Annotated in this window: 21 protein-coding genes, 1 tRNA gene and 1 pseudogene; 10 read left to right on the top strand and 13 right to left on the bottom strand. The window is 70.0% G+C overall.

What is annotated here, in order from left to right; all coding sequences use genetic code 11:
- Positions 1–33: 33 nt before the first annotated feature.
- Genes Srubr_RS36815 through ettA form a run of 3 tightly spaced genes read right to left on the bottom strand, consistent with a single transcriptional unit; the run spans position 34 to position 2,813 of the window.
- On the bottom strand, positions 34–714 hold the full coding sequence (locus tag Srubr_RS36815) for a hypothetical protein (protein ID WP_189995482.1): 681 nt from the start codon (positions 712–714) through the stop codon (positions 34–36).
- A complete protein-coding gene (locus Srubr_RS36810; protein ID WP_189995484.1) occupies positions 711–1,142 on the bottom strand; it encodes an acyl-CoA thioesterase in 432 nt (143 codons plus the stop codon). Before Srubr_RS36810 ends, Srubr_RS36815 begins: the two co-directional genes overlap by 4 nt.
- 6 nt (positions 1,143–1,148) lie before the next feature.
- The gene (gene ettA / locus Srubr_RS36805; RefSeq protein ID WP_189995487.1) at positions 1,149–2,813 is read right to left on the bottom strand and encodes an energy-dependent translational throttle protein EttA; all 1,665 of its coding nucleotides are present in this window, start codon (positions 2,811–2,813) and stop codon (positions 1,149–1,151) included.
- 1,337 nt (positions 2,814–4,150) lie between these two features.
- On the opposite strand from ettA, the gene Srubr_RS36800 reads away from it, so the two are divergent.
- From Srubr_RS36800 to Srubr_RS36785, 4 genes are all read left to right on the top strand, one after another.
- Positions 4,151–4,393, top strand: coding sequence for a hypothetical protein (locus Srubr_RS36800; RefSeq protein WP_189995490.1), 243 nt, complete (start codon positions 4,151–4,153; stop codon positions 4,391–4,393).
- 26 nt (positions 4,394–4,419) lie between these two features.
- A complete protein-coding gene (locus tag Srubr_RS36795; RefSeq protein WP_189995492.1) occupies positions 4,420–4,890 on the top strand; it encodes a hypothetical protein in 471 nt (156 codons plus the stop codon).
- A complete protein-coding gene (locus tag Srubr_RS36790; RefSeq protein ID WP_189995494.1) occupies positions 4,868–5,236 on the top strand; it encodes a hypothetical protein in 369 nt (122 codons plus the stop codon). The genes Srubr_RS36795 and Srubr_RS36790 overlap by 23 nt, the downstream gene beginning before the upstream one ends.
- Before the next feature lie 248 nt (positions 5,237–5,484).
- Entirely contained in the window at positions 5,485–6,414 is a 930-nt protein-coding gene (locus Srubr_RS36785) for a pentapeptide repeat-containing protein (protein ID WP_203855070.1), read from the top strand.
- Between the two features lie 364 nt (positions 6,415–6,778).
- On the opposite strand, the gene Srubr_RS36780 is transcribed toward Srubr_RS36785, so the two are convergent.
- Both Srubr_RS36780 and Srubr_RS36775 read right to left on the bottom strand, forming a co-directional pair.
- A complete protein-coding gene (locus tag Srubr_RS36780) occupies positions 6,779–7,162 on the bottom strand; it encodes a hypothetical protein (protein ID WP_189995498.1) in 384 nt (127 codons plus the stop codon).
- Entirely contained in the window at positions 7,156–7,584 is a 429-nt protein-coding gene (locus Srubr_RS36775; protein ID WP_189995499.1) for an ATP-binding protein, read from the bottom strand. The genes Srubr_RS36780 and Srubr_RS36775 overlap by 7 nt, the downstream gene beginning before the upstream one ends.
- Before the next feature lie 480 nt (positions 7,585–8,064).
- On the opposite strand from Srubr_RS36775, the gene Srubr_RS36770 reads away from it, so the two are divergent.
- The 4 genes from Srubr_RS36770 (at position 8,065) to Srubr_RS36755 (ending at position 11,814) form a co-directional block, all read left to right on the top strand.
- Positions 8,065–8,511, top strand: coding sequence for a DUF6086 family protein (locus Srubr_RS36770; RefSeq protein WP_189995500.1), 447 nt, complete (start codon positions 8,065–8,067; stop codon positions 8,509–8,511).
- A gap of 301 nt (positions 8,512–8,812) precedes the next feature.
- Positions 8,813–9,199, top strand: a complete 387-nt coding sequence (locus Srubr_RS36765) for a hypothetical protein (RefSeq protein ID WP_229926684.1) — start codon at positions 8,813–8,815, stop codon at positions 9,197–9,199.
- A gap of 548 nt (positions 9,200–9,747) precedes the next feature.
- On the top strand, positions 9,748–10,434 hold the full coding sequence (locus Srubr_RS36760) for a lytic polysaccharide monooxygenase auxiliary activity family 9 protein (protein WP_189995501.1): 687 nt from the start codon (positions 9,748–9,750) through the stop codon (positions 10,432–10,434).
- Positions 10,435–10,620: 186 nt separating this feature from the next.
- Positions 10,621–11,814, top strand: a complete 1,194-nt coding sequence (locus Srubr_RS36755) for a cellulose-binding domain-containing protein (protein ID WP_189995502.1) — start codon at positions 10,621–10,623, stop codon at positions 11,812–11,814.
- Positions 11,815–11,935: 121 nt separating this feature from the next.
- Here the strand turns inward: Srubr_RS36755 and Srubr_RS36750 are convergent, their stop codons facing one another.
- The 4 genes from Srubr_RS36750 to Srubr_RS36735 all read right to left on the bottom strand — a co-directional run bounded on the left by Srubr_RS36750 (position 11,936) and on the right by Srubr_RS36735 (position 18,588).
- Positions 11,936–13,378, bottom strand: coding sequence for a Cys-Gln thioester bond-forming surface protein (locus Srubr_RS36750; RefSeq protein ID WP_229926685.1), 1,443 nt, complete (start codon positions 13,376–13,378; stop codon positions 11,936–11,938).
- Positions 13,379–13,617: 239 nt separating this feature from the next.
- Positions 13,618–14,094 carry a single-stranded DNA-binding protein gene (locus Srubr_RS36745; RefSeq protein WP_189995503.1) on the bottom strand — a complete coding sequence of 159 codons (477 nt, stop codon included), beginning with the start codon at positions 14,092–14,094 and terminating at the stop codon, positions 13,618–13,620.
- A 336-nt stretch (positions 14,095–14,430) separates the two neighbouring features.
- A complete protein-coding gene (locus tag Srubr_RS36740) occupies positions 14,431–16,977 on the bottom strand; it encodes a GTPase (protein WP_189995513.1) in 2,547 nt (848 codons plus the stop codon).
- A 3-nt stretch (positions 16,978–16,980) separates the two neighbouring features.
- Positions 16,981–18,588, bottom strand: a complete 1,608-nt coding sequence (locus Srubr_RS36735) for a dynamin family protein (protein ID WP_189995515.1) — start codon at positions 18,586–18,588, stop codon at positions 16,981–16,983.
- Positions 18,589–18,909: 321 nt separating this feature from the next.
- On the opposite strand from Srubr_RS36735, the gene Srubr_RS36730 reads away from it, so the two are divergent.
- Positions 18,910–18,985 (top strand) — tRNA-Arg (locus Srubr_RS36730).
- A gap of 178 nt (positions 18,986–19,163) precedes the next feature.
- Here the strand turns inward: Srubr_RS36730 and Srubr_RS41160 are convergent.
- Positions 19,164–19,367, bottom strand: a complete 204-nt coding sequence (locus tag Srubr_RS41160) for a hypothetical protein (protein WP_229926686.1) — start codon at positions 19,365–19,367, stop codon at positions 19,164–19,166.
- Positions 19,368–19,521: 154 nt separating this feature from the next.
- Here Srubr_RS41160 and Srubr_RS41155 point away from each other — a divergent pair.
- Positions 19,522–19,692 (top strand): annotated as a pseudogene (locus Srubr_RS41155) (GntR family transcriptional regulator); the annotation flags it as partial.
- A gap of 62 nt (positions 19,693–19,754) precedes the next feature.
- Here the strand turns inward: Srubr_RS41155 and Srubr_RS36720 are convergent.
- From Srubr_RS36720 to Srubr_RS36710, 3 genes are all read right to left on the bottom strand, one after another.
- Entirely contained in the window at positions 19,755–20,495 is a 741-nt protein-coding gene (locus Srubr_RS36720) for a class I SAM-dependent methyltransferase (RefSeq protein ID WP_189995517.1), read from the bottom strand.
- A 240-nt stretch (positions 20,496–20,735) separates the two neighbouring features.
- A complete protein-coding gene (locus tag Srubr_RS36715) occupies positions 20,736–21,131 on the bottom strand; it encodes a hypothetical protein (protein ID WP_189995519.1) in 396 nt (131 codons plus the stop codon).
- 194 nt (positions 21,132–21,325) lie between these two features.
- Positions 21,326–21,805: a hypothetical protein gene (locus Srubr_RS36710; protein WP_189995522.1), complete on the bottom strand. Its 480-nt coding sequence runs from the start codon at positions 21,803–21,805 to the stop codon at positions 21,326–21,328.
- Between the last annotated feature and the right edge of the window lie 67 nt (positions 21,806–21,872).

The following is a 21,872-nucleotide window of genomic DNA, read 5'->3' as shown; positions in this document are numbered from 1 at the left end:
GTGCGGACGACCCCGGCCGGGCCCCGGTGCGGCTCAGCGCACGCTGACCCCGAGGGACCCGAGCGGCCCCGCCTGCCGTACGGCCACCGAGCCGTACGGCGTGCGCAGCCGCAGCCACGTCCCCGAGGAGAACAGCCCGGTCTCACCGGGCCCGGTGCCCGGCCGGAGGAAGCCCAGGGACTGGGCCGCGTGCACGGCGCGCACCGGCAGAGCGGTGCCCCCGATCCGCCGGGACCAGATGTCCCGGCCGATCCGGTCCAGTTCCGCGCGGGTACGGGCCTCGGGCGCCAGTTCCTCGGTGCGGGAGCGGAATTCGGCCACCGCGGCGGCGACCGTGGCGCGCAGCGCGTCCGGCGCGGGCAGCCCCGGCTCGGGCCGCCAGCCGGTACGCGGCGGCAGCAGCCCGGCCCACGGCGGACCGGTGACCGCGCCCGGGACGGCGGCGGTGGCCGCCCGCTCCTCCACGGACTCCAGCAGCTCGCCGGCGGAGACGGTCACGTCGAGGGTGGCGTCGAGCCCGTCCTCGTAGGGCTTGGCCAGCCGCACCGCGCGGACGGCCAGTACCTCGAAGGACGGCGGGCGGCCGAAGACGGCGAGTGCCGTGCCGGCCGCTTGCAGGCGCACCGCGGCCCCACGGTCGTAGTGGAGCAGCCGGGAGAGGAAGGCGGCGAGGTCCGCCGCCTCCGTCTCGTCGGCCAGGTGCAGCACCGTCATGCGGCGACGGCCTCCCCGTCGGTCTCCGCGGCGCCCTGGCCGGCGTCCGTGTACTCCTGGAGGAAGTCACGCTCCTCCGCGGTGATCCGCCGCGGGCGCTGGGCGGCGAAGTCGAACGGGACGATGACCGTCGACGCCCGTGCGTAGACGAGGTCGCCGTCCTTCACCTCGTAGGCGAGGGTGAAGGAGGCGGCCTTGATCTCGCTGACCCACAGCTCGACGGTCACCGGCTCGTGCCGGTGGACGAGCTGCCGCTTGTAGTCGATCTCGTGGCGCGCCACCACGGACCCCTGCTGGAACTCCTTGTCCGGACGGAACAGGAAGTCGACCCGGGCCTCCTCCAGGTAGCGGAGGAACACCACGTTGTTGACGTGGCCGTACGCGTCCATGTCCGCCCAGCGCAGCGGGCAGCGGTAGATGTGGCGCAAGACCGATCAGCCCCGGGTCAGCTTCTTGTAGGTGGCCCGGTGCGGACGCGCGGCGTCCGGACCCAGCCGCTCGATCTTGTTCTTCTCGTACGACTCGAAGTTGCCCTCGAACCAGAACCACTTCGACTCGCCCTCGTAGGCGAGGATGTGCGTCGCGACGCGGTCCAGGAACCAGCGGTCGTGGGAGACGACGACGGCGCAGCCGGGGAAGTCCAGCAGGGCGTTCTCCAGGCTGGAGAGCGTCTCGACGTCGAGGTCGTTGGTGGGCTCGTCGAGCAGGAGCAGGTTGCCGCCCTGCTTCAGGGTCAGCGCCAGGTTGAGCCGGTTGCGCTCACCGCCGGAGAGGACCCCGGCCGGCTTCTGCTGGTCCGGCCCCTTGAAGCCGAAGGCGGACACGTAGGCCCGGCTCGGCATCTCGACCTGGCCGACGTTGATGTAGTCGAGCCCGTCGGAGACGACCTCCCACAGCGTCTTCTTCGGGTCGATGTTGGCGCGGCTCTGGTCGACGTAGGAGATCTTGACGGTCTCGCCGACCTTGATGTCACCGGAGTCCGGCGTCTCCAGGCCCTGGATCATCTTGAACAGGGTGGTCTTGCCGGCGCCGTTCGGGCCGATGACACCCACGATGCCGTTGCGCGGCAGCGTGAAGCTGAGGTTGTCGACCAGGACCTTGTCGCCGAAGGCCTTGTTCAGCTCGTTGACCTCGACGACGACGTTGCCCAGGCGCGGGCCCGGCGGGATCTGGATCTCCTCGAAGTCCAGCTTCCGCATCTTCTCGGCCTCGGCGGCCATCTCCTCGTACCGCGCGAGACGGGCCTTGGACTTGGCCTGGCGCCCCTTGGCGTTGGAGCGGACCCACTCCAGCTCTTCCTTGAGCCGCTTCTGCCGCTTGGCGTCCTTCTGGCCCTCGACCTTCAGACGGGCGGCCTTGGTCTCCAGGTAGGTGGAGTAGTTGCCCTGGTACGGGTACGCACGACCGCGGTCGAGCTCCAGGATCCACTCGGCCACGTTGTCCAGGAAGTACCGGTCGTGGGTGATGGCGACGACGGTGCCCGGGTACTTGGCCAGATGCTGCTCCAGCCAGTTCACCGACTCGGCGTCGAGGTGGTTGGTGGGCTCGTCCAGGAGCAGCAGGTCGGGCTGCTCCAGCAGCAGCTTGCAGAGCGCGACGCGGCGCTTCTCACCACCGGAGAGGTTGACCACGGGCCAGTCGCCCGGGGGGCACCCGAGCGCGTCCATGGCCTGCTCCAGCTGGGCGTCGAGGTCCCAGGCGTTCGCGTGGTCCAGCTCCTCCTGGAGCTTGCCCATCTCGTCGAGCAGCGCGTCGGAGTAGTCGGTCGCCATCAGCTCGGCGATCTCGTTGAACCGGTCGAGCTTGCCCTTGATCTCGGCGACACCCTCCTGGACGTTCTCCAGGACGGTCTTCTCCTCGTTCAGCGGGGGCTCCTGGAGCAGGATGCCGACGCTGTAGCCGGGCGAGAGGAAGGCGTCGCCGTTGGACGGCTGCTCCAGCCCCGCCATGATCTTCAGCACGGTCGACTTACCGGCACCGTTCGGGCCGACGACGCCGATCTTCGCCCCGGGGAGGAAGTTCAGGGTGACGTCATCGAGGATCACCTTGTCGCCGTGCGCCTTGCGCGCCTTGCGCATGGTGTAAATGAACTCAGCCAAGAGAAACCGTCCGGCAGCTTGAAATCTGGCAGTGGGCAGATACACCCCATCTTGCCGTACCGCCACCCCTACGGGGAAACCCGTTCCGCCCAGGGGCTCTGACCTGGGGTTTCACTGTGGCGCACTGCGTCTCGTCTGTCACTGCCGGTCGCCGCCGGTCGGCTTCGGACGCCCTCGCACGGCCCAGGGACGGCCCGGAGTCGATCACCAGGAACCGGTCATCGGCTGACAGCGGCGCCCTCGAACAGACCGTACGAACCTCAGCCACCGACAGCCAGCCACGACGGCGGACACGCCGACCGACCAGGCGCGCGTATGTCTCGCCGCTCCCCCACCGGCCTCAGCCCCGGTGCAGCACCGTCGACGGGAGCAACCACGCCGGCCGGGCCGGGGGGACGAGTCGGAGTCGATCGCCCCAAGCCCTCAGCTTGGGAAGCTTGGATCTCTGGGGGATGGTTGCCCCACTGACCTGCGGTGAGGCCGTAAGCGAACCTTCCTGACCGCCGACTTGGTGCCCGCTATTCCCCGTGATTCCCCGCGGAATCTGGCACGCGTCTGGCACGGCCGCTGGCTGGGTGAGGCCTGACTTGCCGGTCTACTGATCACCGGTCTCGCTCACCAGCGAGGTGGGGGCAGCCGACGGCTCTGATTTGGGCGGATGCCGTGGGCTTCTGTCGTTGTCGGTCGACGCCGGGTGACCTCGGACGGCCCGGAGACGGCCCGAGATAGCGTTCGAGGAAGCTCTCGTCGGAGGGGCGTGAATGGACATGCTTGTGCTGATGGAGCGGCTGGCCGAAGGCGGAGTCACGACCGTGCGCAAGGTCGATGATGACCGCATGACTGAGCACAGGAAGGCATGGTGGTCATCGTCAGTGGCGGACCGCTTGGCGAGGACTCATTTTTCCGCGCGGACTGAACACGACCGACGCGTGCCTTGACTCGTTGCTCGCCCACCTGGAAGCAACGAGTCTGCCGCCGTTTGCGTGATCGACATGGGCTGTGGTCGCCCCTATCCCTGCGCGGTTGTCCGCTCTGGGAAGAGCCTGGGCCCGCCAACGCAGGAGCGACGCTGACCTGCTTGCTCGTAGGCGGTCATACAGGATTCAGCCACCCACACGTGTGCTCACAAGATTCCGTAACTAGCTCGCGCGCGGTGTGTCAAAATCGGAGCTGGGGAAGGGTAGTTGCTGATCCGGGTCGTGGCCGCTGCTGTAGGCGGCCCGGTCTGATGACATCCGGCACCACGTTGCGTCGGCCGCTGGCCGTTGGCGTTATCGGCCAACTGCTGTTCCCGTACGTAGCGTTGCTGAACAGCAGAGCACACAAGGGGGAACGTCATGACCGAGATCATTGCGGCCATCGTTGGTGGAGTGTTTGCGCTCGGAGCCGCTGTCATCACTGTGCGGTGGACGCGTTCACGCTCGGTCGGCGGCCCTGCGACGACCCGGGCAAACTCGTCCGGTGATACCGGACCGGATAGCCCGACGCCGACGGCACCCCAAGCGATCAACGCTGGGCAATACATTCAGACTAATAATGGAACGGTTTCGCAGACGAACTACCGAGACGGCAAGCAGTGAGACTGCCGACAGGTATACCGTCGGGCTTGCTTGACACCCTCTATGCAGTTCTTCGTGTCATCCTGGCGGTGCTGCTGATCCTATTCGGCATCGAGATGATTCAGTATTATTTCCCTGATGCTTTCCCCGAAGCTGTTGAGTTCATCGAGTACGCAGTTCGACTATCATCCGATAAATATGTTGCTGCGTTCGTGGGTGATCGCCTACTCGTCTTCGCTGGTTTTGGTGTCGTGTTTGTTCTGTGGGTCACACACAAGTGGCCTACTCTCATCAAAACGGCAGGGCAGGCACTTAACCCGTTCGCGAGGATCGGTGTGGCCACAGTTTCGGCCCTTGCGGCTGTTTTGGTGGCGCTTATTCTTGCTGGTCCCCTAGGTCAGTCGCGATCGAAGGGCGAATGTGAGTCCTCATTCAGCTTCACTTGGGATAAGGCGCCGTCGATTGTAAGTAGCACGGAGTGCGGAGGGGGTGAAAGTGGCAGAGGTTCCGGCAATTGACCAATATATCCAGACGAATAATGGAAGCGTCTATCAGACGATCATCAAAAACGAAGCAATTGACGAGGAAACCAAACGGCAAGTGCGACGTCTTGCGGTCACTTCGCCTGAGATGCTGTCTAAGTTGGATGCAATGCTGAAGGACTCCGGCGACGTGAAGGCTGCGGCCGCGATCGTTAAGGAAGCCGGCGACATCCTTAAAAGCACGGCCAGCGGCTCCACGCCGTTCACTGACGACGGGGACGACCCGATGTTTCCCGGCAAGGGGGAGCGGGAGCTACGGAAGGCGATAGCCGGACCCTTCTTGCTGCTTCTGATTATCGCTGCCCTGATTCTATGGCTGTGATGATACACGCGGGGAAAATGCCGTGCCTTTCCTTGCAGTTTCGTCGCGGCGTGATGCTCGCGCGCTTTGGACGCAGCTTCTTCGCCTAGAGATCCGAAAAGGGCGGCAACGGTCCTAGTCCGCCTGTTCGAGGGTTGATAGGTCTGAGCAGTTCGCACCACCTACGATGCTTTGAGCAAGGCTCAAATTTTCCTCTAGGTTCGGCATCTTCCGCACGCCGGGGGATCCAGGGGCAGCATGCTTTCCGCATGAGTTCACTTGTGAGACGAGTTCTTCCATGGCTGGCGGCTACCGCTGGAACCCTCGTGTTCGTGCTCCTTATTTGGAAGGGGCCTTGGTGGGCTGACAACGGACACCTAGGAAAGCAACTCAGCCCAGGTGTCGGAGCGGTCGTAACAGGATTTCGCACGACTGTCGTCGCCGTAGGAGCCGGGATAATCGCCTGCTTCGGCCTTTATTACACGGATCGAAACCTTCGCCACACGCGTGAAAAAGACCGAGACCAAGCTGAGCTAACCCGTGAAGGACAAGTAACTGAGCGATACGTAGCCGCAGTGCAGTTGCTCGCTTCGGAGCATCTCACTGAACGACTTGGCGGGATTTATGCTCTGGAGCGGATTTTGTACGACTCGCCAAGAGATCAATTCACAGTGACCAAGTTACTGGCAGCCTTCCTGCGGCAGCATCCGACTGCCTGTGCCGAGGACCACCAGTGTGGTGTGGTGGCCGAAGACGTCATGGCAGCCTTCGTAGCGATTGCGCGTCGCCCTCGCCGGTTGGATCGAGCCTTCTCCATCAATCTGCGTGAGTTGAAGGTGTGTGGGGCCGAGGTGTACGGATATGACGAGGAGAGCCAAGCGGATCTCGAATCTGTGGACCTGGACGGGGCGTGTTTGAAGGGGGCAGACCTCGAATTTGCCAACATGTGCGGAGCAGGTCTGGATGGCGCCAACTTGGAAGGGGCGATTCTGGATGGGGTGAATCTTGCTGTCGCCAAACTACGGGGCGCGAACCTGAAGGATGCACATCTTTCCAGGGTAAACCTGTCGTCAGCCGACCTCACCGATGCAACAGGACTCGAAGTGGAATCTCTCCTCGCTGGCGACTTCAATTTACACACGAAATTTCCACCCGAGATTATGCAAGACGAGCGAATGAAGAAGCGACTCAGTGAATAGGCGGCAGGTGTGTGCAGTGCAAGGTCGGTGGAGCGGCTTTGGGCTGGAGCTGCTTTGGCGCGAGTGATCATGGCCCCGCAAGCTTCCGGCGCGTCGGGCAGGCAGTGGACCTGCCCGGTAAAGCACGACGTTGGGGCCATGATCTGCGAGGCTCGCGCCAAAGTGGCTGCCTAAAGCCGTGGAGCCGACCGCCATAGCCACGACGTACCCCTTCTCTGACGTCAGGGGGCTGATAGCTGTGCGCGCGGCACGGGCGCCGGCCGGGCTGGAGCGGGGCGGAGACAGGAGCGCAGGCCCGGCCGGGGGCCGGGCCGCGCGCGGGGAGCGGAGCGAGCCGCCTTGAACCAGTAGAGAAAGTTGTAACTCACTCTTCAGGGTGGGGCGTGAAGTCGTGTGCGCATGCCGGGTGTTCGGTCCCTTGGCGGTGCGCGAGGGGCAGGAAGAGCACGGGCTGGATCGTCCAGGTGATGCGTGTGCTGACGTGGGTCAGGGACACCGTGCAGGGCTCGGCCCGCAGCAGGGCTCGTCGGGTGTCGATCCGGCCGTCATACATCCACTCCCACGCTGCGCTGGAGGCGTCCACGTCCAGTGCCGGGGAGATCGTTTCGAGGGCGATCGCTACCCACCGGTCCGCCTGCGGAGCGGAGTAGGCGTCGAACGATGCCACCAGTGCCAGCGGGCCCTGCTCGGTCAGGTTCTCCGTCCAGCACTCGCACCAGAATCCCCACCGGGGCAGTTTCATCAGCATCGTCGGTCTCCCAGCCGTGCGTCGGCGTACAGCTCGGCGGTGACCGTGTGGCCCTGGTCGGTGTCGTGGACGACGACCCGGTGGGCGATGAGGCTGACCATGCCCAGTCCCCGGCCTCGTTCGGCGTCGTGGTGCTGGTGCTCGACCTTGGGGGCCGTGGCCGCACCGCCGTCGTCCGTGACCGAGACCGCGACCACCTGGGCCGAGACCGCGACGGCCAGGTGGAAGCTACCGGGCTCCCAGCCGCTGGCCGTGTGGCGGATCGCGTTGGTGCTCAGCTCGCTCACGATCAGCTCGGCGTCGTCGGCCAGGGGGGAGTCGCGCAGGATGTCGCGGGTCCAGCGGCGGGCCCGGCTCACTTCTTCCGGGAATCCTGGGCAACTCAGCCCCCAGACCCGGGCTGTACTCGTATGCCCGTGCATACAAGTTCCTGGGTGATCGGCCCCCACCACCCCCACCGCACCGACGCGATTGCCGCGAGCGCGTGGATCGGGGTGCCGCCGGGCCGGGCGGACTGGCTGGACTTCAGCGCGGTCAGCGTGTTGGCGGTGCCCGACTCGCGCCCGCTGACGCGCCGTAGCCGGTCGACGAGTAGCAGCCGTGGAAGTGCCGTACCCCGTGGGTGCGGTGGTAGACGGCGCACAGCCGGTCGGCGCGCGGCCCAGCCGCTCCTGTGGTGGGGCGGACACCGAGCCGACCGGACTCCTCGAAGGCGGGGACCCGGTCCGGGAACCGGTCGAGGACCTCCTCACTCCCGCCCAACTGTCCCCGTCGCCGTGCCGGACTCTCCCGGCCGCCTCCATTCGACGAACCTGGAATCCCAACGCACCGGATACTCAAGTGCCCGTCCCTCACTCGATCCTCTACCTTGAGCCGGGGCGCACGGACAAAGGGGATCGGCGATGAGCATGAACTTCGACATCGGTGACGAGACGTTGTGGAACCCGTCGAACAGTGCCGGCCGCCTCTTCCTGCGGCAGGTCGGAGTCTTCGAGGCCGAACTCGGGCTGCCCTCGGGAATCGGCCCGGGAAAGTATTGGGGCGACCCGAGCACGCTTGAGGTCGATCCGGCTGTATTCGCGCGGTTCACGCGCGGTCTGGTCGCCTGGTACTGCCAAACCGGGCACGCCGTGATCCACGCGCTCTCTGAGGGGTTCGCGGCGACAGTGGTCGCGCTCGCGCGGCGGGCGGGAATCGATGTCGAGATGCCCGAGGCGGGGCCCGGCCATGTGTGTGGTGGCAGCCAGTCCGATGTGCAGGTCCCCGGCAATCCCCTGGCCGCGTCAGCCGCAGTCGTCGCCGCGCTGGACACGCGCGCGCGGGAGACAGACCGCTGGATGGCCCGCTGAGCCTGTGCACCGGGACCGCTCCTGCCGCCCAACGCCCTCTCCGATGCTTGCCGTTCTTGCGTCTTGCCCGGCTTCAAAAGCCATCGAGGGCTGCGAGATCCTCAGGAGGACAGCGGACGTGGGACCCGGTGAGGGGGGATCAACATTGTGGGACCAGCTACCCGCTTTGACCGGCGTCGTCGTGGGAGCCATCGGCTCCTACCTGGCAACCAGTCTCACGGAACGCAGCAGGTGGCGACGGGTAAGAGCCGAACGCTGGGATCAGAAGAGACTGGACACCTACGCGTCCTACGCGAACAGCTTGAAGCATCAGATCAACATCGCCCAGCGCATAGGAGCCGCACGGGGATTCCAACACGCCGTGGACCCGCTGGATCCGGAACAGGGCCTGGCCCAGCTCGCCGAAGCCGAGGCGCGGCGTGCGACCGAGTGGGAAACGATGCTGCTCGTAGGGGAAGCGGAGACCGTAGCGGCGGCTCGTAAGTGGCATGAATCCGTGTGGAACGTCGAACTCTATGCCCGCGGTCTGAAAGACGACCCCGCCGGCTGGGAGAGAGCAGTTGGGCAGATGAGCCGGGCACGGGATGACTTCTACGTTCTCGCACGGCGTGACCTGGGCATCGCGGGACCCCCTCCACCGTCCGGCAACTGGCCTCGCGTCTGGCAGCGGCAGGACGAAACGAACTGAGGGCAACACGCTGCCACGGCCGGCCTGCCGCCTGCTGCCTGCCGCCTGCCGCCTGCCGCCTGCCGCCTGCCGCCGGAAACATGGCGATGTACGGCTGCCGTGTTGTTCGCGGTTCGCTCTGGGCCGGGCACCGACTGCCGCCGCCGTCCCAGCCGAACGGCTACGGCAGGCCCGGGGCGCACACCGTCCACGTGCCGACGGTCAAGCCTGGTGTGGTCGCGCCCGGCCTCGTCGGCTCCGTCCCGCTTCGGCCTCCACTCACACTCGGCGCACCCCTGACTTGCACCCTCCCCCGCCCGACCGAAGCGAATTCGCCACTCGCCGCTCCCAGGGAATTCGTCGACGGCTCGCGTGCATCCGGCAGGGGACCTCGCGAGGCGGTTCATAGCCATTCGCGGAAGTTCGCCCCGTCGGCCGCGCCTTCCAGCTTTGGCGAAAACAAGCCGTTGCCCCCTGGTTCCCGGCCGCGCAGCCTGGAGGGCGCGGGAGCGCTCCCACGCACCCGGCACCCGCACAGTGAAGACGTCCCCCATAGGAAGAACCCCGCAATGCATTGTCATGAGCATGCACAGCGCCGTACGCCTCACCGTACCGGCCGTCGGCTGGCGCTCGTCCTGAGCACCCTCGTCGGCGTACTGATCAGCCTGATCACCTGGGGCGGCACCGCGTCCGCGCACGGTTCCGTGGTCGACCCCGCCTCCCGCAACTACGGCTGCTGGCAGCGCTGGGGCAGCGACTTCCAGAACCCGGCGATGGCCCAGCAGGACCCCATGTGCTGGCAGGCCTGGCAGGCCAACCCCAACGCCATGTGGAACTGGAACGGCCTGTACCGCAACGGTTCCGCCGGCAACTTCCAGGCCGTCATCCCCAACGGACAGCTGTGCAGCGGCGGCCAGACCGAAAGCGGCCGCTACAACTCCCTCGACGCCGTCGGCCCCTGGAAGACCACCGACATCAGCTCCGACTTCACCGTGAAGCTGTACGACCAGGCCAGCCACGGCGCCGACTACTTCCTGGTCTACGTCACCCGACAGGGCTTCGACCCCACCACCCAGCCGCTCACCTGGCAGGACCTGCAACTGGTCACCAAGACCGGCAAGTACGCACCCAGCCAGAACTACTCGATCCCCGTCAGCACGTCCGGCTACACCGGCCGCCACGTCGTCTACACCATCTGGCAGGCCTCGCACATGGACCAGACCTACTTCCTGTGCAGTGACGTGAACTTCCGCTGACCCCGGCCGTCACCGACCCTCAGCACCCACCGGACGCGACCCGGCGCCGACCCGGGTCGCGTTCATCCGATTGGGAGCGCTCCCATCCGCTCTGGGGGGCTCCCTCGGGGGGAGTCCTCTTGGGGGGCTCCCCCCTCCCCCCTCCCCCGCCCTCCCCACCCCCTCCTCCCACCCCCAGGAGCCCACATGCCCCACCTGCCCACCCGATGCCCGCGATGGGTGCGCACGCCCTGGACGGCGGTCGTGGCCGTGCTCGGGCTGGCGGTGTCCCTCCTGGTCGCGGCGCCCGCCAGTGGCGTCGGAGCCGGAGCCGCTGCCGGATGCCGGGTCGACTACACCGTCAACGAGTGGTCCGGCGGCTACACCGCCCAGGTCCGCGTCACCAACCTCGGCCCCGCGCTCAGTGCCTGGCGGCTGACCTGGACCTACGGCGGCGACCAGCGCATCACCTCCGCCTGGAACGCCACCGTCACCCAGACCGGCCGCTCCGTGACCGCCGCCGGCACGGACTGGAACGCCGCCCTGCCCAGCGGCGGCGCCGCCGACTTCGGCGTGCAGGGCACCTGGCAGTCCGCGGACCCGGCGCCCACCGACTTCAGCCTCAACGGCGTCTCCTGCGGCGGCGACACCACCGAGCCGCCGACCACACCGCCCACCACTCCGGGCACCCCCTCACCCACCCAGCCGCCGGCCGACTGCGGCGGCGCCGCCCTGTGCAGCGACTTCGAGAACCAGACCGGCACCTCCCCGTCCGGCGACTGGCGCTTCACCGCGCCCGACTGCCAGGGCACGGGCACGGCCACCGTCGACACGGCCGTGGCTCACAGCGGCGCCAAGTCCCTCCGGGTGGACGGCCGGGCCGGCTACTGCAACCACGCCTTCGTCGCCGCCACCACCGACCTTTCGACGGTCGGCCCGGTGCTGTACGTCCGTATGTGGGTACGGCACACCACCGCGCTCCCCTCCTCCCACGTCACCTTCGTCTCCATGCCGGACAGCTCCCAGGGCGGCCGGGCGCTCAGGGTCGGCGGCCAGAACGGCGCCCTGCAGTGGAACCGGGAGAGCGACGACGCCACGCTTCCCGCGCAGAGCCCGGCCGGTGTGGCGCTGAGCAAGCCGCTGCCGACGGGCAGTTGGCAGTGCCTGCGGTTCGCCATCGACACCTCCGCGCCCAAGCTGGACACCTGGCTGGGCGACCAGCAGGTCCCCGGCCTGCACGCCGACGGCGTACCGACCCAGGACATCGACCAGCAGTGGCTCTCCCGCACCACCCCGCCCCGGCCCACCGCCCTCCGGCTCGGCTGGGAGAGCTACGGCAGCGGCGACGACACCCTGTGGTTCGACGACGTGGCAGTCGGCTCGGCACCGATCGGCTGCTGAGAGGGGCGCCGGACGCCGTTCACCGTGAGCCCGGCCGCCGGGCTCACGGCGCCCCTCTCTCCGCCCGCCGCCCCAGCCCGGACGCTCTCCCGCCCCGGACGCTCTCCCAGCCCGGACGCTCTCACGCGTCCGGTGTCGTGTCCTTGCGGCGCAGGACGACCAGGACCGCGCCGCCGATCACGACCAGACCTATGGCCACGCCGGTGATCAGGGGGGTGAGGGCGGAGACACCGGTCTCGGCCAGGTCGGTGGTGTCCAAGGCGCTGCCGCCGCCGACCGAGGCCGGGCTGGGCTCGTTGGGGAGCTGGGCCGCCGTCTGCGTGGTGACCGCTCCCTGGGTCTTGCAGTCCAGGACGCCGGTGAAGCGGTGGCTGAAGCCGTGGGGGCCGGTGATCGTGAAGTCGTAGGCCTGGTCCTCCGGGAGCGGTACGGTCACCGTGCGGGTGGCGCCCGCGGGGATCGTGTGACCGGTGCCCATCAGCTGGAAGGAGAACGGCTCGTCGCCGTTGTTGACCGCGGTGATGTCCACCCCGCCCTTGGCGCAGTTCTCGCGGGCCGACACCGCCGGTATCGAGCCGTCGGCGGCCCAGCCGGCCGTCGCGGTCGCGGCGACGGTGGACTCGCTGGAGCCGGCCAGGATCTGCGTCTGGCTGCGGCTCTCGGAGGCGAAGGCCCGTCCCACCGGCACGGTCGTGGACGCCTGCACGGTCAACTCGGCCGTGCCTGCCCCGTTGCCGGCGGTGTGGCCGGCCTCCCCGGCCGGGTCCTCGGGGACGTCGAAGTACAGCCGGGTGCCGTCCTTCGCCGAGGTGATCACCTTGCCGTTCTTGTCGGTGATCCGCACCCCGCCGGTGGCCGCGTCCGCCGGCGGGCTCACCGTGACCGCGCTCGCGTTGGTGTGCACGGTGACCGGGCCGAGCCGGTCGCCCGGGCGGCCGGAGACCGCGGGCGGATCGAGGGTGAGCGAGGCCCGCGGCTCACCGACGCCACGGGCGCTCTTCTCCAGGTAGTCGGCGAGCTTCTCGGCCTGCGGGTCGAGGGCGTCGACGTCGGCGCCGTCGGAGTAACGCCAGATGGCCACCTGGGTGCCGGCCGCCGCGTCCTGCTCGGTCAGCCCGGGTGCGCCCGCCTTGCGGGCCAGTGCGGCGAGGTCGTTGACCTGAGGATAGGAGTGCTGCAGGATCCAGCCGATCCGGCCCGCGTCCTTGTTGGTGCCCAGCGAGGTGCCGCGCCAGGAGGTCTCCTGGTATCTGGCGTCCCGCTGGGTCGGGTTGTGCAGGTCGACGCAGTACGTCTGGAGGGTGCCGCCGCCGTCCACGGACATCTCGAACAGGCCCGCCGGGACCCGCTGGTCGGCGCCGTCGCCGTGGATCACGGCCTCGCCGTAGGTCTTCAGACCGTTGTTCGTGGCCGTCGCCCCGCCCTCGGTCCGCGGTGTCTCGTCGGCCACCGCCGTACCGGCGCCGGACAGCACGCCGGCCGCCACGAGGCCGGACACCGTCGTGGCGGCGGCCAGGCGTGCCGTTCCGGTGGACCGGCACAGCCCAGTTAGCGCAGCAAGCACAGAATTCCCCTTCGAGCAGGACCCGTTGGACGTGGGGGACGGTCCCACCAGCAGAAATCGGCAGCCCCTAGGGGCACGCCCGGCATCCTATGGATCACTGGGAGCCCAACCCGGCGGTCGGATGATCGGATGGCCGATCCGATCCGTAATCGTTATCGCCGGGACCGTCCATGAGCTGGCCTTATCGACAAATCCACCGGTTTCCGCGACTGACGGAACGTCACCGGGCGGATGTGACGTCATGTCACTGGTGCTGGTTCCGGCGCCTGTTGGTCCGCCGGATCACCCTCGGTGTCCGTCCGGCTCGGTGTCTCCCAGTTCGGTTCCGGGCGGGCCACCGCGGCCGGTGCATCGGCCCTGGCCGCGCGCTGGAAGAGCGCCGTGCCGCGGCCCAGGTCGTGGCCGATCGCCACGGCGTCGATGTCGGCGGAGGCCCACGGCTGCTGTCCCTCCCGTGTCTCCGTGCGGACCTTCAGCCGCCCCTGGACGACGACCGGCTGGCCCACCTCCACGCACGCCGCCACGTTGACCGCGAGCTGCCGGTTGGCCCACACCGTGAAGAAGTTGGTGTGGCCGTCGGTCCAGGCACTCTTCTCCCGGTCCCAGTAACGCGCGGTGACCGCCAGCCGGAACCGGGCCGACGGACCCGCCGCCGACTCCCGGTAGACCGGCTGGGTCGCCACGTTGCCCACCACACAGACGATCGTCTCGTTCACGTCTCGCTCCCCTCCCCCGCCCGCGCTCTTCCGGCCGGGCGGACACACGTACGGGCCCGTCCCGTACGGCTGCGTCTGCCGTGCCGGCGCGTACGACTGCCGTACGCGCCCGCACGTCCCGCCGACCGCTCGCGCCGTCCGGCCGCCTGTGCGGCCGGACCCGTCGTGCGATCGCCGTGGCCTCAGACTGCCTCCGCCGGGCCGGGCCCGCTGAGCGCTGTGGACGGCCACCCGCCTGTGGATAACTCCGTCACCCGCGCGGGTGAACCCCGCTTTCTCCCAGCAACCCCCGCACCCCCACTGGTCCCACCACCCCACCGATCGCCCCCAGACCGCTCACCCCACCCCGGTTCTGCTCCGGGCGACTCTCCCGTACTGCTCCCGCACCTCCCGGTACCGCAGCAGTTCCGCCGCCACCGGATCGAGCACCCGGGCCCGGCCGCAGCCCGCCGCCGCCTCCCGCAACCGGCGTTCCGCCTCTTGGCCGTAGCGCCGCGCGGGGCCCCGGGCCGCCATCCGGCACCCCCACTCCACCAGCGGCCCGCCGACGATCCCGCACACCATCAACAGCACCGGAACGCCCAGGTTGGGCGCCATCAGCCCGGCGATCTGCCCCGCGAGCCACCCGCCGCCCACGATCTGCAGCAGGGTCATCGCCGCCTGGACCAGTACCGCCACCGGCCACCAGCCCGGCCGAGGCGGGCGGCCCGGCGGCAGCCCGGCCCGTGCCGACAGCGCGTCCAGCGCCTCGGACAGCCCCTGGGAGCCGCGTACGGCCGCTTCGCGCACCGCCTGCGCCCACGGCGCGGGCAGCCCGGCCGAGGCCCGGTCGGCGACCGTGCGAACCGCCTGTTCCACCCGCTGGCGGGCCGTGGCCTCCTCGTCGGCCTGGCCGCGGACCGCGTGGCGGCCCGTCGTGGCCTCGCCGCGGCCCTGGTACCAGCGCCACAGCCGCAGCCAGGGCGTGCCGCAGGCCCGGTTGGCGTTGCGCAGCCAGGCGCGTTCGGCGGCCTCGCCCGCCGCGGTGGCGCCCACCGCGTCCGCGAGCCGCGCGGCGAACTCCTCGCGGGCCTCCTCGGTGAGGCCGGCCCGCCGCCCGGTGGCGTACACGGGCCGCAGTCCGGCCGCGGCGGCGTCCAGGTCGGCCGCCACCCGGCGGGCCGCCGCGCCGCGCTCCGCCACGAACTGGCCAAGTGCCTCGCGGAGTTCGCCGACACCCTCGCCGGTGAGCGCGGACAGCGCGAGGACGGTGGCGCCCGGTTCGCCGTGTTCGCCGAGCGCGATGCCGTCCTCGTCCAGCAGCCGCCGCAGGTCGTCCAGGACCTGGTCGGCGGCGTCCCCGGGCAGCCGGTCCACCTGGTTGAGGACGATGAACATGACCTCCGCGTGGCCGGCCATCGGCCGCAGATAACGCTCGTGCAGCATGGCGTCGGCGTACTTCTCGGGGTCGACCACCCAGATGACGGCGTCGACCAGTTTCAGGATCCGGTCGACCTGTTCGCGGTGCTGTACGGCGGCGGAGTCGTGGTCGGGCAGGTCGACCAGGACCAGCCCGCGCAGTTGCGCCTCGTTGTCCGGGCTGTGCATGGGGCGGCGGCGCAGCCGGCCCGGGATGCCCAGCCGGTCGATGAGGGTCGCCGCGCCGTCGCTCCAGCTGCACGCGATGGGCGCGGCGGTGGTCGGGCGGCGTACGCCGGTCTCCGAGATGGCCACTCCGGCGAGCGAGTTGAACAGTTGGGACTTGCCACTGCCGGTCGCGCCGGCCAGGGCGACGACGGTGTGCCGGCCGGAGAGCTTGCGGCGGGCGGCGGCCTCGTCCAGGACCCGGCCCGCTTCGGCGAGCGTGTGACTGTCCAGGCGGGTACGGGACAGCCCCACCAGTTCGCGCAGGGCGTTCAGCCGGGAGCGCAGCGGGCCGTCGTACGCCAGCGGGACCGGGACCTGCGCGCCCGGCCCGCGGTGCGGCTGCTCCCCGGAGGGGGTGCGCTCGGCGGTGGCGGACCCGGTGACGCGGCGGGCGATGAGGCCGTCGTCCCAGGTCTCCTGGGCGGCGCCGGCTTCGCCGTCCGTGGCGGAGGTGGGCGTGGGGGTGGCGGCGCCTGCCGCGGTGGCCGTCTTGGGGGGCGTGGCGCCCGGTGTGGTGCGGGGCTTCGGGGAGCGTGCGGGGTGCGGGTGGGGGCGGGGCACCGAGACGCCTTGCTCGGTCCCACGCCCGTGCGCGGAGCGGTCCCGGTCACCGTTGCCACCGGCTTCGCCGTGCCGGTCGCGCTCCTGGGCACCGAGACGGTCGTGGTCCTGGGCACCGCGCCTGTCGTGGTCCCGGGCACCGTGCCGGTCGCGGTCTTGCACGGCGTGCCCGTCGCGGTCTTGTACGGCGTGACGATGGCCGTCTTCTCCGGCGTGGCCGTCGCGCTCGATGCTACGGCCACGGTCACGGTCGGCGTCACCGCTGCGCTCACGGTCGGCGCCGTCCCCCTGGACGCGGTCGGCGTTCTCGTCGCGTACGCGCGCGGGACGCTCCTCCCGGCCGGTGTCCGGGCCGCCCTCGACGGTCTCGTCCGGCACGCGCGCGTGCCGGACGCCGGCGCCGTCGCCTTCACACCCGCCGCCACCCCCCTCGTGTCCGCCGCCGTTCCCGTCCTCGGTGGCGTCGTCGCCCCGCCCCTCGTAGCGGCCGCCGGTGCCGGGCCCGTCGTCCCCGGGGCCCTCCTTGACCAGGCTCAGGCTCGCGTGCGCGAGGCCGCCGACGCGTTCGGCGGTGTCCGGGGCGCCTGTGGCGGCGCGACCGACGTGCTCCAGGGACCCGGTGTCGCCGCTGCCGCTGTCGGTGCGCCTCATGTGGTCGGTGTGCTCCGTGTGGTCCTGGTCAGTGACGGCGGTCACCGGTCACCTCTCCTTCTGCAGTACGGACAGCGCGGCGATGAGTTCGGCCTGGGGCTCGGGGTGAACGTCCAGGGCGTCCAGCGGGGCGAGGCGCCGCTCGCGTTCGGCGTACATGACGCGGTCCACGTGCTCGGCGAGCAGTCGTCCGGCCCGGTCGCGCAGCCGCAGGACGCCGTGTGCGCCGAGCCGCTCGGCGAGCCCCTCGCCCGCGGTACGCGCCCGGCGCCCGCCCAGCACCGCCGTGGCGACGAGGGCGGCGACGACCTCGGGGTCGGGGGCGCCGGTACGCTCCAGGACCCGTACCTCGTCCTCGGCGTACTCCTCCAGCTCGCGCCGCCAGCGCCGGGCCGCGAGCCCGATGCGGTGCTCGGCGTTCTCCAGGGAGGTGTCGCGGGCGGTCAGCTCGGGGGCGCGGGCGGCGGGCTCGCGCCGCCAGGCGTCGTCCACGCGCTCGTCGGCGGCGGTGACGGCGCACAGCAGCAGGGCGGCCAGGCTTTCCACGAGGGCGTCGAGGAGTTCGGCGGCGGTGCAGTCCAGGGGGAAGGCGCGCCAGCGCTTGAGGGCGTCGCCGGCGAGTACGGCGCCGGACTGCAGGCGGCTGCGCACGCGCGCGTGCTCGCTGTCGTAGGCGGCGTCCACGGCGGAGGTGAGCCGGAGGGCCGCCGCGTACTGGGCCGCGGCGGCGCCGGCCAGCTCGGGCATGCGGGACTTCAACGAGTCGAGCAGGCCGTAGGCGGTCCGGGCCATGATGTGCTGGCGGGCGGCCGGGTCCTGGGCGTGGTGGACGAGCCAGCTCTTCAGGGGTGCGACGGCGGTGGCGGGCAGCAGTCCGGCGCCCCAGGCGGACTCCGGCAGCTCGGGCACCGTGAAGCGGGGTACGTCGCCCAGTCCGGCCTTGGTCAGCAGGGCGCCGTACTGCCGGGAGACCTCGGAGACGACCTGGTGGGGCACCCGGTCCAGGACGGTGATGAGGGTCGCGTCGTACTCCTTGGCGGTGCGCAGCAGGTGCCAGGGGACGGCGTCGGCGTAGCGGGCGGCCGTGGTGACCATGATCCAGATGTCGGCGGCGCAGATGAGTTCCGCGGCGAGGACGCGGTTGTCGGCGATCAGGGAGTCGACGTCGGGGGCGTCGAGGAGGGCGAGGCCGCGCGGGAGGGTGTCGGCCGTCTCGACGCGCAGCACGCGCGCGTGCTCGTCGTCGGTGGGCGGGAACTCCTCGGCGGGGTCCCGGTCGGGGTCCCATACGCGGGTGAGGGCGGGGAGCACGCGCATGCCGCTGAACCAGTGATGATCCTCCGGATGGCAGACGAGGACCGGTGTCCGGGTGGTCGGCCGGAGCACGCCCGCCTCGCTCACCCGTCGGCCGACGAGGGAGTTGACCAGGGTGGATTTCCCCGCGCCGGTGGAGCCGCCGACGACGGCGAGCAACGGCGCCTCGGGGTGCCGCAACCGGGGTACGAGGTAGTCGTCGAGCTGCGCGAGGAGTTCGTCGCGGTTGGCACGCGCGCGTGGGGCCCCGGCCAGGGGCAGCGGAAAGCGTGCGGCGGCGACACGGTCGCGCAGAGCGGAGAGTGTGTCGAGCAGCTGAGGCCGTACGTCCAAGGTCACCACATGCGAAGAATGCCCAATTTTAGGGGAATTCTGAAGCATATGGACATGTCTGCGCGCCGACAGAACAGAACGGACGGAAGGGATGAGTGGGACACTCGCACAGTCCAGGCATAACGAGTGCACAACACCCGGCGCGCCGGGCGCCAAAAGCGGTGCGCGATTCGCACTTGCCTGCGATTATCAGGATCGCTTCACCGAACCTCCACATCGAGCCACGGAGGGGAAGCGACAGGGTCAAGGAACCGGGAGCCCTATCCTTGACCCCGGCAACGTCACGGATCGGCCCCCACCAGGCCACCAGGCACGAGGCCACCCCACCCGGCCCCCGTAGCTCAGTGGATAGAGCAGGCGCCTTCTAAGCGCTTGGCCGCAGGTTCGAGTCCTGCCGGGGGCGCCAAGCTCCGCCCTCCCGCTCGGGAGGGCTTTTCGCTGGTCAGAGCGGCTTTCAGTGGGCACGACGAAGCCCCGGACGCCTCTTGGTGATCAAGGGCCGACTCCGGGGGCTGTCCGGCTGTCACCGGGTTCTCGCGGGTGGCCGTGTCGAATACGTGTCGAAGTTCTCGACCGGTGAAAGATCAGCCGGCGCCCGGCACCTCCGCCTCCGGAAGATCACCCGCGGCTTCCAGCCGCCGCTTCAGGTCCGGCAGCTTCCCGTCGACGCACCGGGCGTACGTCGCCGGCAGCACGGCGACGCTGTTCCCGGCCCACTCGGCCACCTGGGCGGGCGGCATCCCGTCGTTGAGCCACTTCGTCAGGCGCGCGTGCAGGATGTCGTACACGCGCCGTCCAGTGGGTGACTCGAAGACCTGCGGGGGCAGTACGGCCTTACGCGCGCTGCGCCACGCCCGGCGGATGACGGAGCCGGCGAGGACTCCGCCGGACTCCCCCGGAAGAGCAGATCACCCGGATGGAGCTGTTCATCCTCGATGTGCGTCCCAGGGTGTACTGGAGGGTCGCGCCGGTTCGGGCACGTACGTCGCCGAGCAACGGCAGCGCATGCGCGTGGTCCGGTCGTCGGCGCGTGAGCGGCCCGACGGGTCTCCGTTCCGGGCGGACATGAAGGCCGCGGGCAGGCAAGGGGTGTGGGAGATCCGGACCGAAGCCTCCGATCAGCCGCTAGGGCCTGTCCGGCGAGGGAACGCCTTCACGTCCCGCCGCGGCGGAACCTACGGTTTGTGGGTCACCCAGAGCAGTTCCGCCGGCCAGCGGTGCGCCCAGTCGGGCGGGTCGGTTTCGTTGTAGCCGTTGGGTGTTCCGCGTTCGGGCCGCGGCTCGATCAGGTCGTCGATGACGAGACCCGCGCCGCGCAGGACCCTGACCCAGTCACCGTAGGTGAGCTGATAGCTGGTCGCGCCGTCGTCTTCGGCGATGGTGTTCAGCCCGAAGTAGTCCTGCTGCAGCATCGTGGTCACGCGGCCGGCGGCTTCGTCGTAGCAAGCTTCGAACCATGGGCTGGCGACGTTGAACACCAGGCGCCCGCCTCGGACCAAGACGCGGGCAGCCTGCGGGACGGCCAGGTGCGGAGGCGCCCAGCTGAGCCCACCGAAGTCGCAGAACACCAGGTCGAAGCTATCGTCGGCGAAGGGGAGTTTCTCGGCGGCGCCCTGCACCAGCGAGTAGCGGGCCGCCCCCATCGCATGCTCCGCCGCGGCGAGTTGGGCCTCGGACAGGTCGAGCCCGACCACGGTGGCGCCCTCGGCGGCGAGCGCCCTGGACCACTGGCCGGCGCCACAGCCGAGTTCGAGGACGCGCTTGCCGGTGACGTCCCCCAAGGCGTGCAGATGCGCGTCGGGGATGGAGTACATGCCCCACAGCCGGGGTGCGGCGCCGATTTTCGGGTCATGCTTGTGCTGGTAGGCGCTGCTGATCTGGTTCCAGAACCGCCGGTTGGCGGGGATGCTGTCCACGTGCCGACTCCAGCACTGCCTGCCAGCGGCGGTCAACAGGTTTAGGCACCGGCCGGCCGTCGCCTCGGTCTGGCCCTGGCTCGGCCCGTGATCCGCCGGACGAGCCCCCAGCTCCGCTCGGACAGCGTACCGAGCAGGGTCCGCAAGCCACTGACCGGCGGAGACGCTGGTCAGCTTCTTTTCCGGCCCGATGCGCGCCGCGCCCAGGCCAAGCGCCTGCGCCCCCCTGCCGGACGGCGATCAGCCCATGGCCGGCAGGAAGCCCCCGCGAGTCGTGCCCGAGGAGAGCAGGGCGGACCAGTCGAGGGTCTGCGGGAGCCGGTCCAGGGACAGCACCACCGCGCCGCCGGCCCGCTCGGTGTCGTCGCACCAGTCGGCCATGCGGCCCGGCGCCGTGCCGTCGTCGGTGTCGCCGATCACCGGCGCGGCGAGCGCGGGGACGAGGACTCCGTGGTCACCGGGACCGTCCACGACGCACAGGGTGAGCCGGGGCACGATGCTCCAGCCCTCGCACCGGGGTATCGCCCCATCGGGCGCGGTCAGCGGCGGCAGAGCGTCGTGGACGGACGCTCCCGCCAGGAAAAGCACCGGCGTGGCGCCGCGGACGAACAACGTGTTCTCGGGATCGAGCAGCATGGGGCCACTCTTTCAGCCCGCCGGCCGCTACGGATGCCGACCGGCGCCCACGCCTGCCGGCCGGCGACCTACGACCAGCGCCCCGCTCCCACACCTGCCGACCGATGTCCTACGACCAGCGCCCCGCGCCCCCATACCTGCCGGCCCACGCCCCACACCTGCCGGCCCACGCCCTACGGCTCCCGGCCCACGCCCTACGGCTGCCGGCCCGCCTCCTCCGGTCTCTCGCCCCGGTTCAGCTTCCGCAGCGTCTCCCTGCTCCAGCCGGAGATGCGGGCCAGGTCCGACTGGCGGACGCCGCCCGTGGCCGCGTCGCGCAGTGAGGACTGGAGGGCCTCCGTCGCATCCTCCAGGCGGGCCAGGGCCTCGCGACGGCGGCCGGCGTCCCTGCGCACCTTGTGTTCCAGGACGCTGTGCAGGGTGAACACCGCGGGCCGGCCACCGGTCCCCTGCACCCGGACGAGGATCCGCAGGCCGGGGGCGTCCGGGGCGACCAGGGCCGCCACGGTCTGCCGGTGGTGGGCCATGTAGCGGTCGAAGGCCTGCACGGCGGCGTCGGCGGCGTGGTACCCGTAGAACCAGCTCGGAGTGACGGCCTGCGTGCACCATTCGTCGGCGCCTCCGCGCTGCACCTCGACGGCGAACACCATCCGCTGCGGACGCGCCTCTTCCATGGCTCCCCCTTATGGAAGTCACCTTGTCCGACCATGGATCACGAGCTACCGCCCGGCCAGCGAACCG

The organism is Streptomyces rubradiris, assembly GCF_016860525.1.
Lineage (GTDB): Bacteria > Actinomycetota > Actinomycetes > Streptomycetales > Streptomycetaceae > Streptomyces > Streptomyces rubradiris.
The sequence above is the reverse complement of the archived record's forward strand: the minus strand, read 5'-3'. Positions and strand labels throughout refer to the sequence as shown.

Coding starts and splice junctions, on each gene's coding strand:
- Srubr_RS36785 (WP_203855070.1), top strand. CDS start 5,485: ATGAGTTCACTTGTGAGACGAGTTCTTCCATGGCTGGCGGCTACCGCT.
- Srubr_RS36775 (WP_189995499.1), bottom strand. CDS start 7,584: ATGCACGGGCATACGAGTACAGCCCGGGTCTGGGGGCTGAGTTGCCCA.
- Srubr_RS36815 (WP_189995482.1), bottom strand. CDS start 714: ATGACGGTGCTGCACCTGGCCGACGAGACGGAGGCGGCGGACCTCGCC.
- Srubr_RS36715 (WP_189995519.1), bottom strand. CDS start 21,131: ATGCTGCTCGATCCCGAGAACACGTTGTTCGTCCGCGGCGCCACGCCG.
- Srubr_RS36760 (WP_189995501.1), top strand. CDS start 9,748: ATGCATTGTCATGAGCATGCACAGCGCCGTACGCCTCACCGTACCGGC.
- Srubr_RS36710 (WP_189995522.1), bottom strand. CDS start 21,805: ATGGAAGAGGCGCGTCCGCAGCGGATGGTGTTCGCCGTCGAGGTGCAG.
- Srubr_RS36755 (WP_189995502.1), top strand. CDS start 10,621: ATGCCCCACCTGCCCACCCGATGCCCGCGATGGGTGCGCACGCCCTGG.
- Srubr_RS36800 (WP_189995490.1), top strand. CDS start 4,151: ATGACCGAGATCATTGCGGCCATCGTTGGTGGAGTGTTTGCGCTCGGA.
- Srubr_RS36770 (WP_189995500.1), top strand. CDS start 8,065: ATGAGCATGAACTTCGACATCGGTGACGAGACGTTGTGGAACCCGTCG.
- Srubr_RS36780 (WP_189995498.1), bottom strand. CDS start 7,162: ATGCTGATGAAACTGCCCCGGTGGGGATTCTGGTGCGAGTGCTGGACG.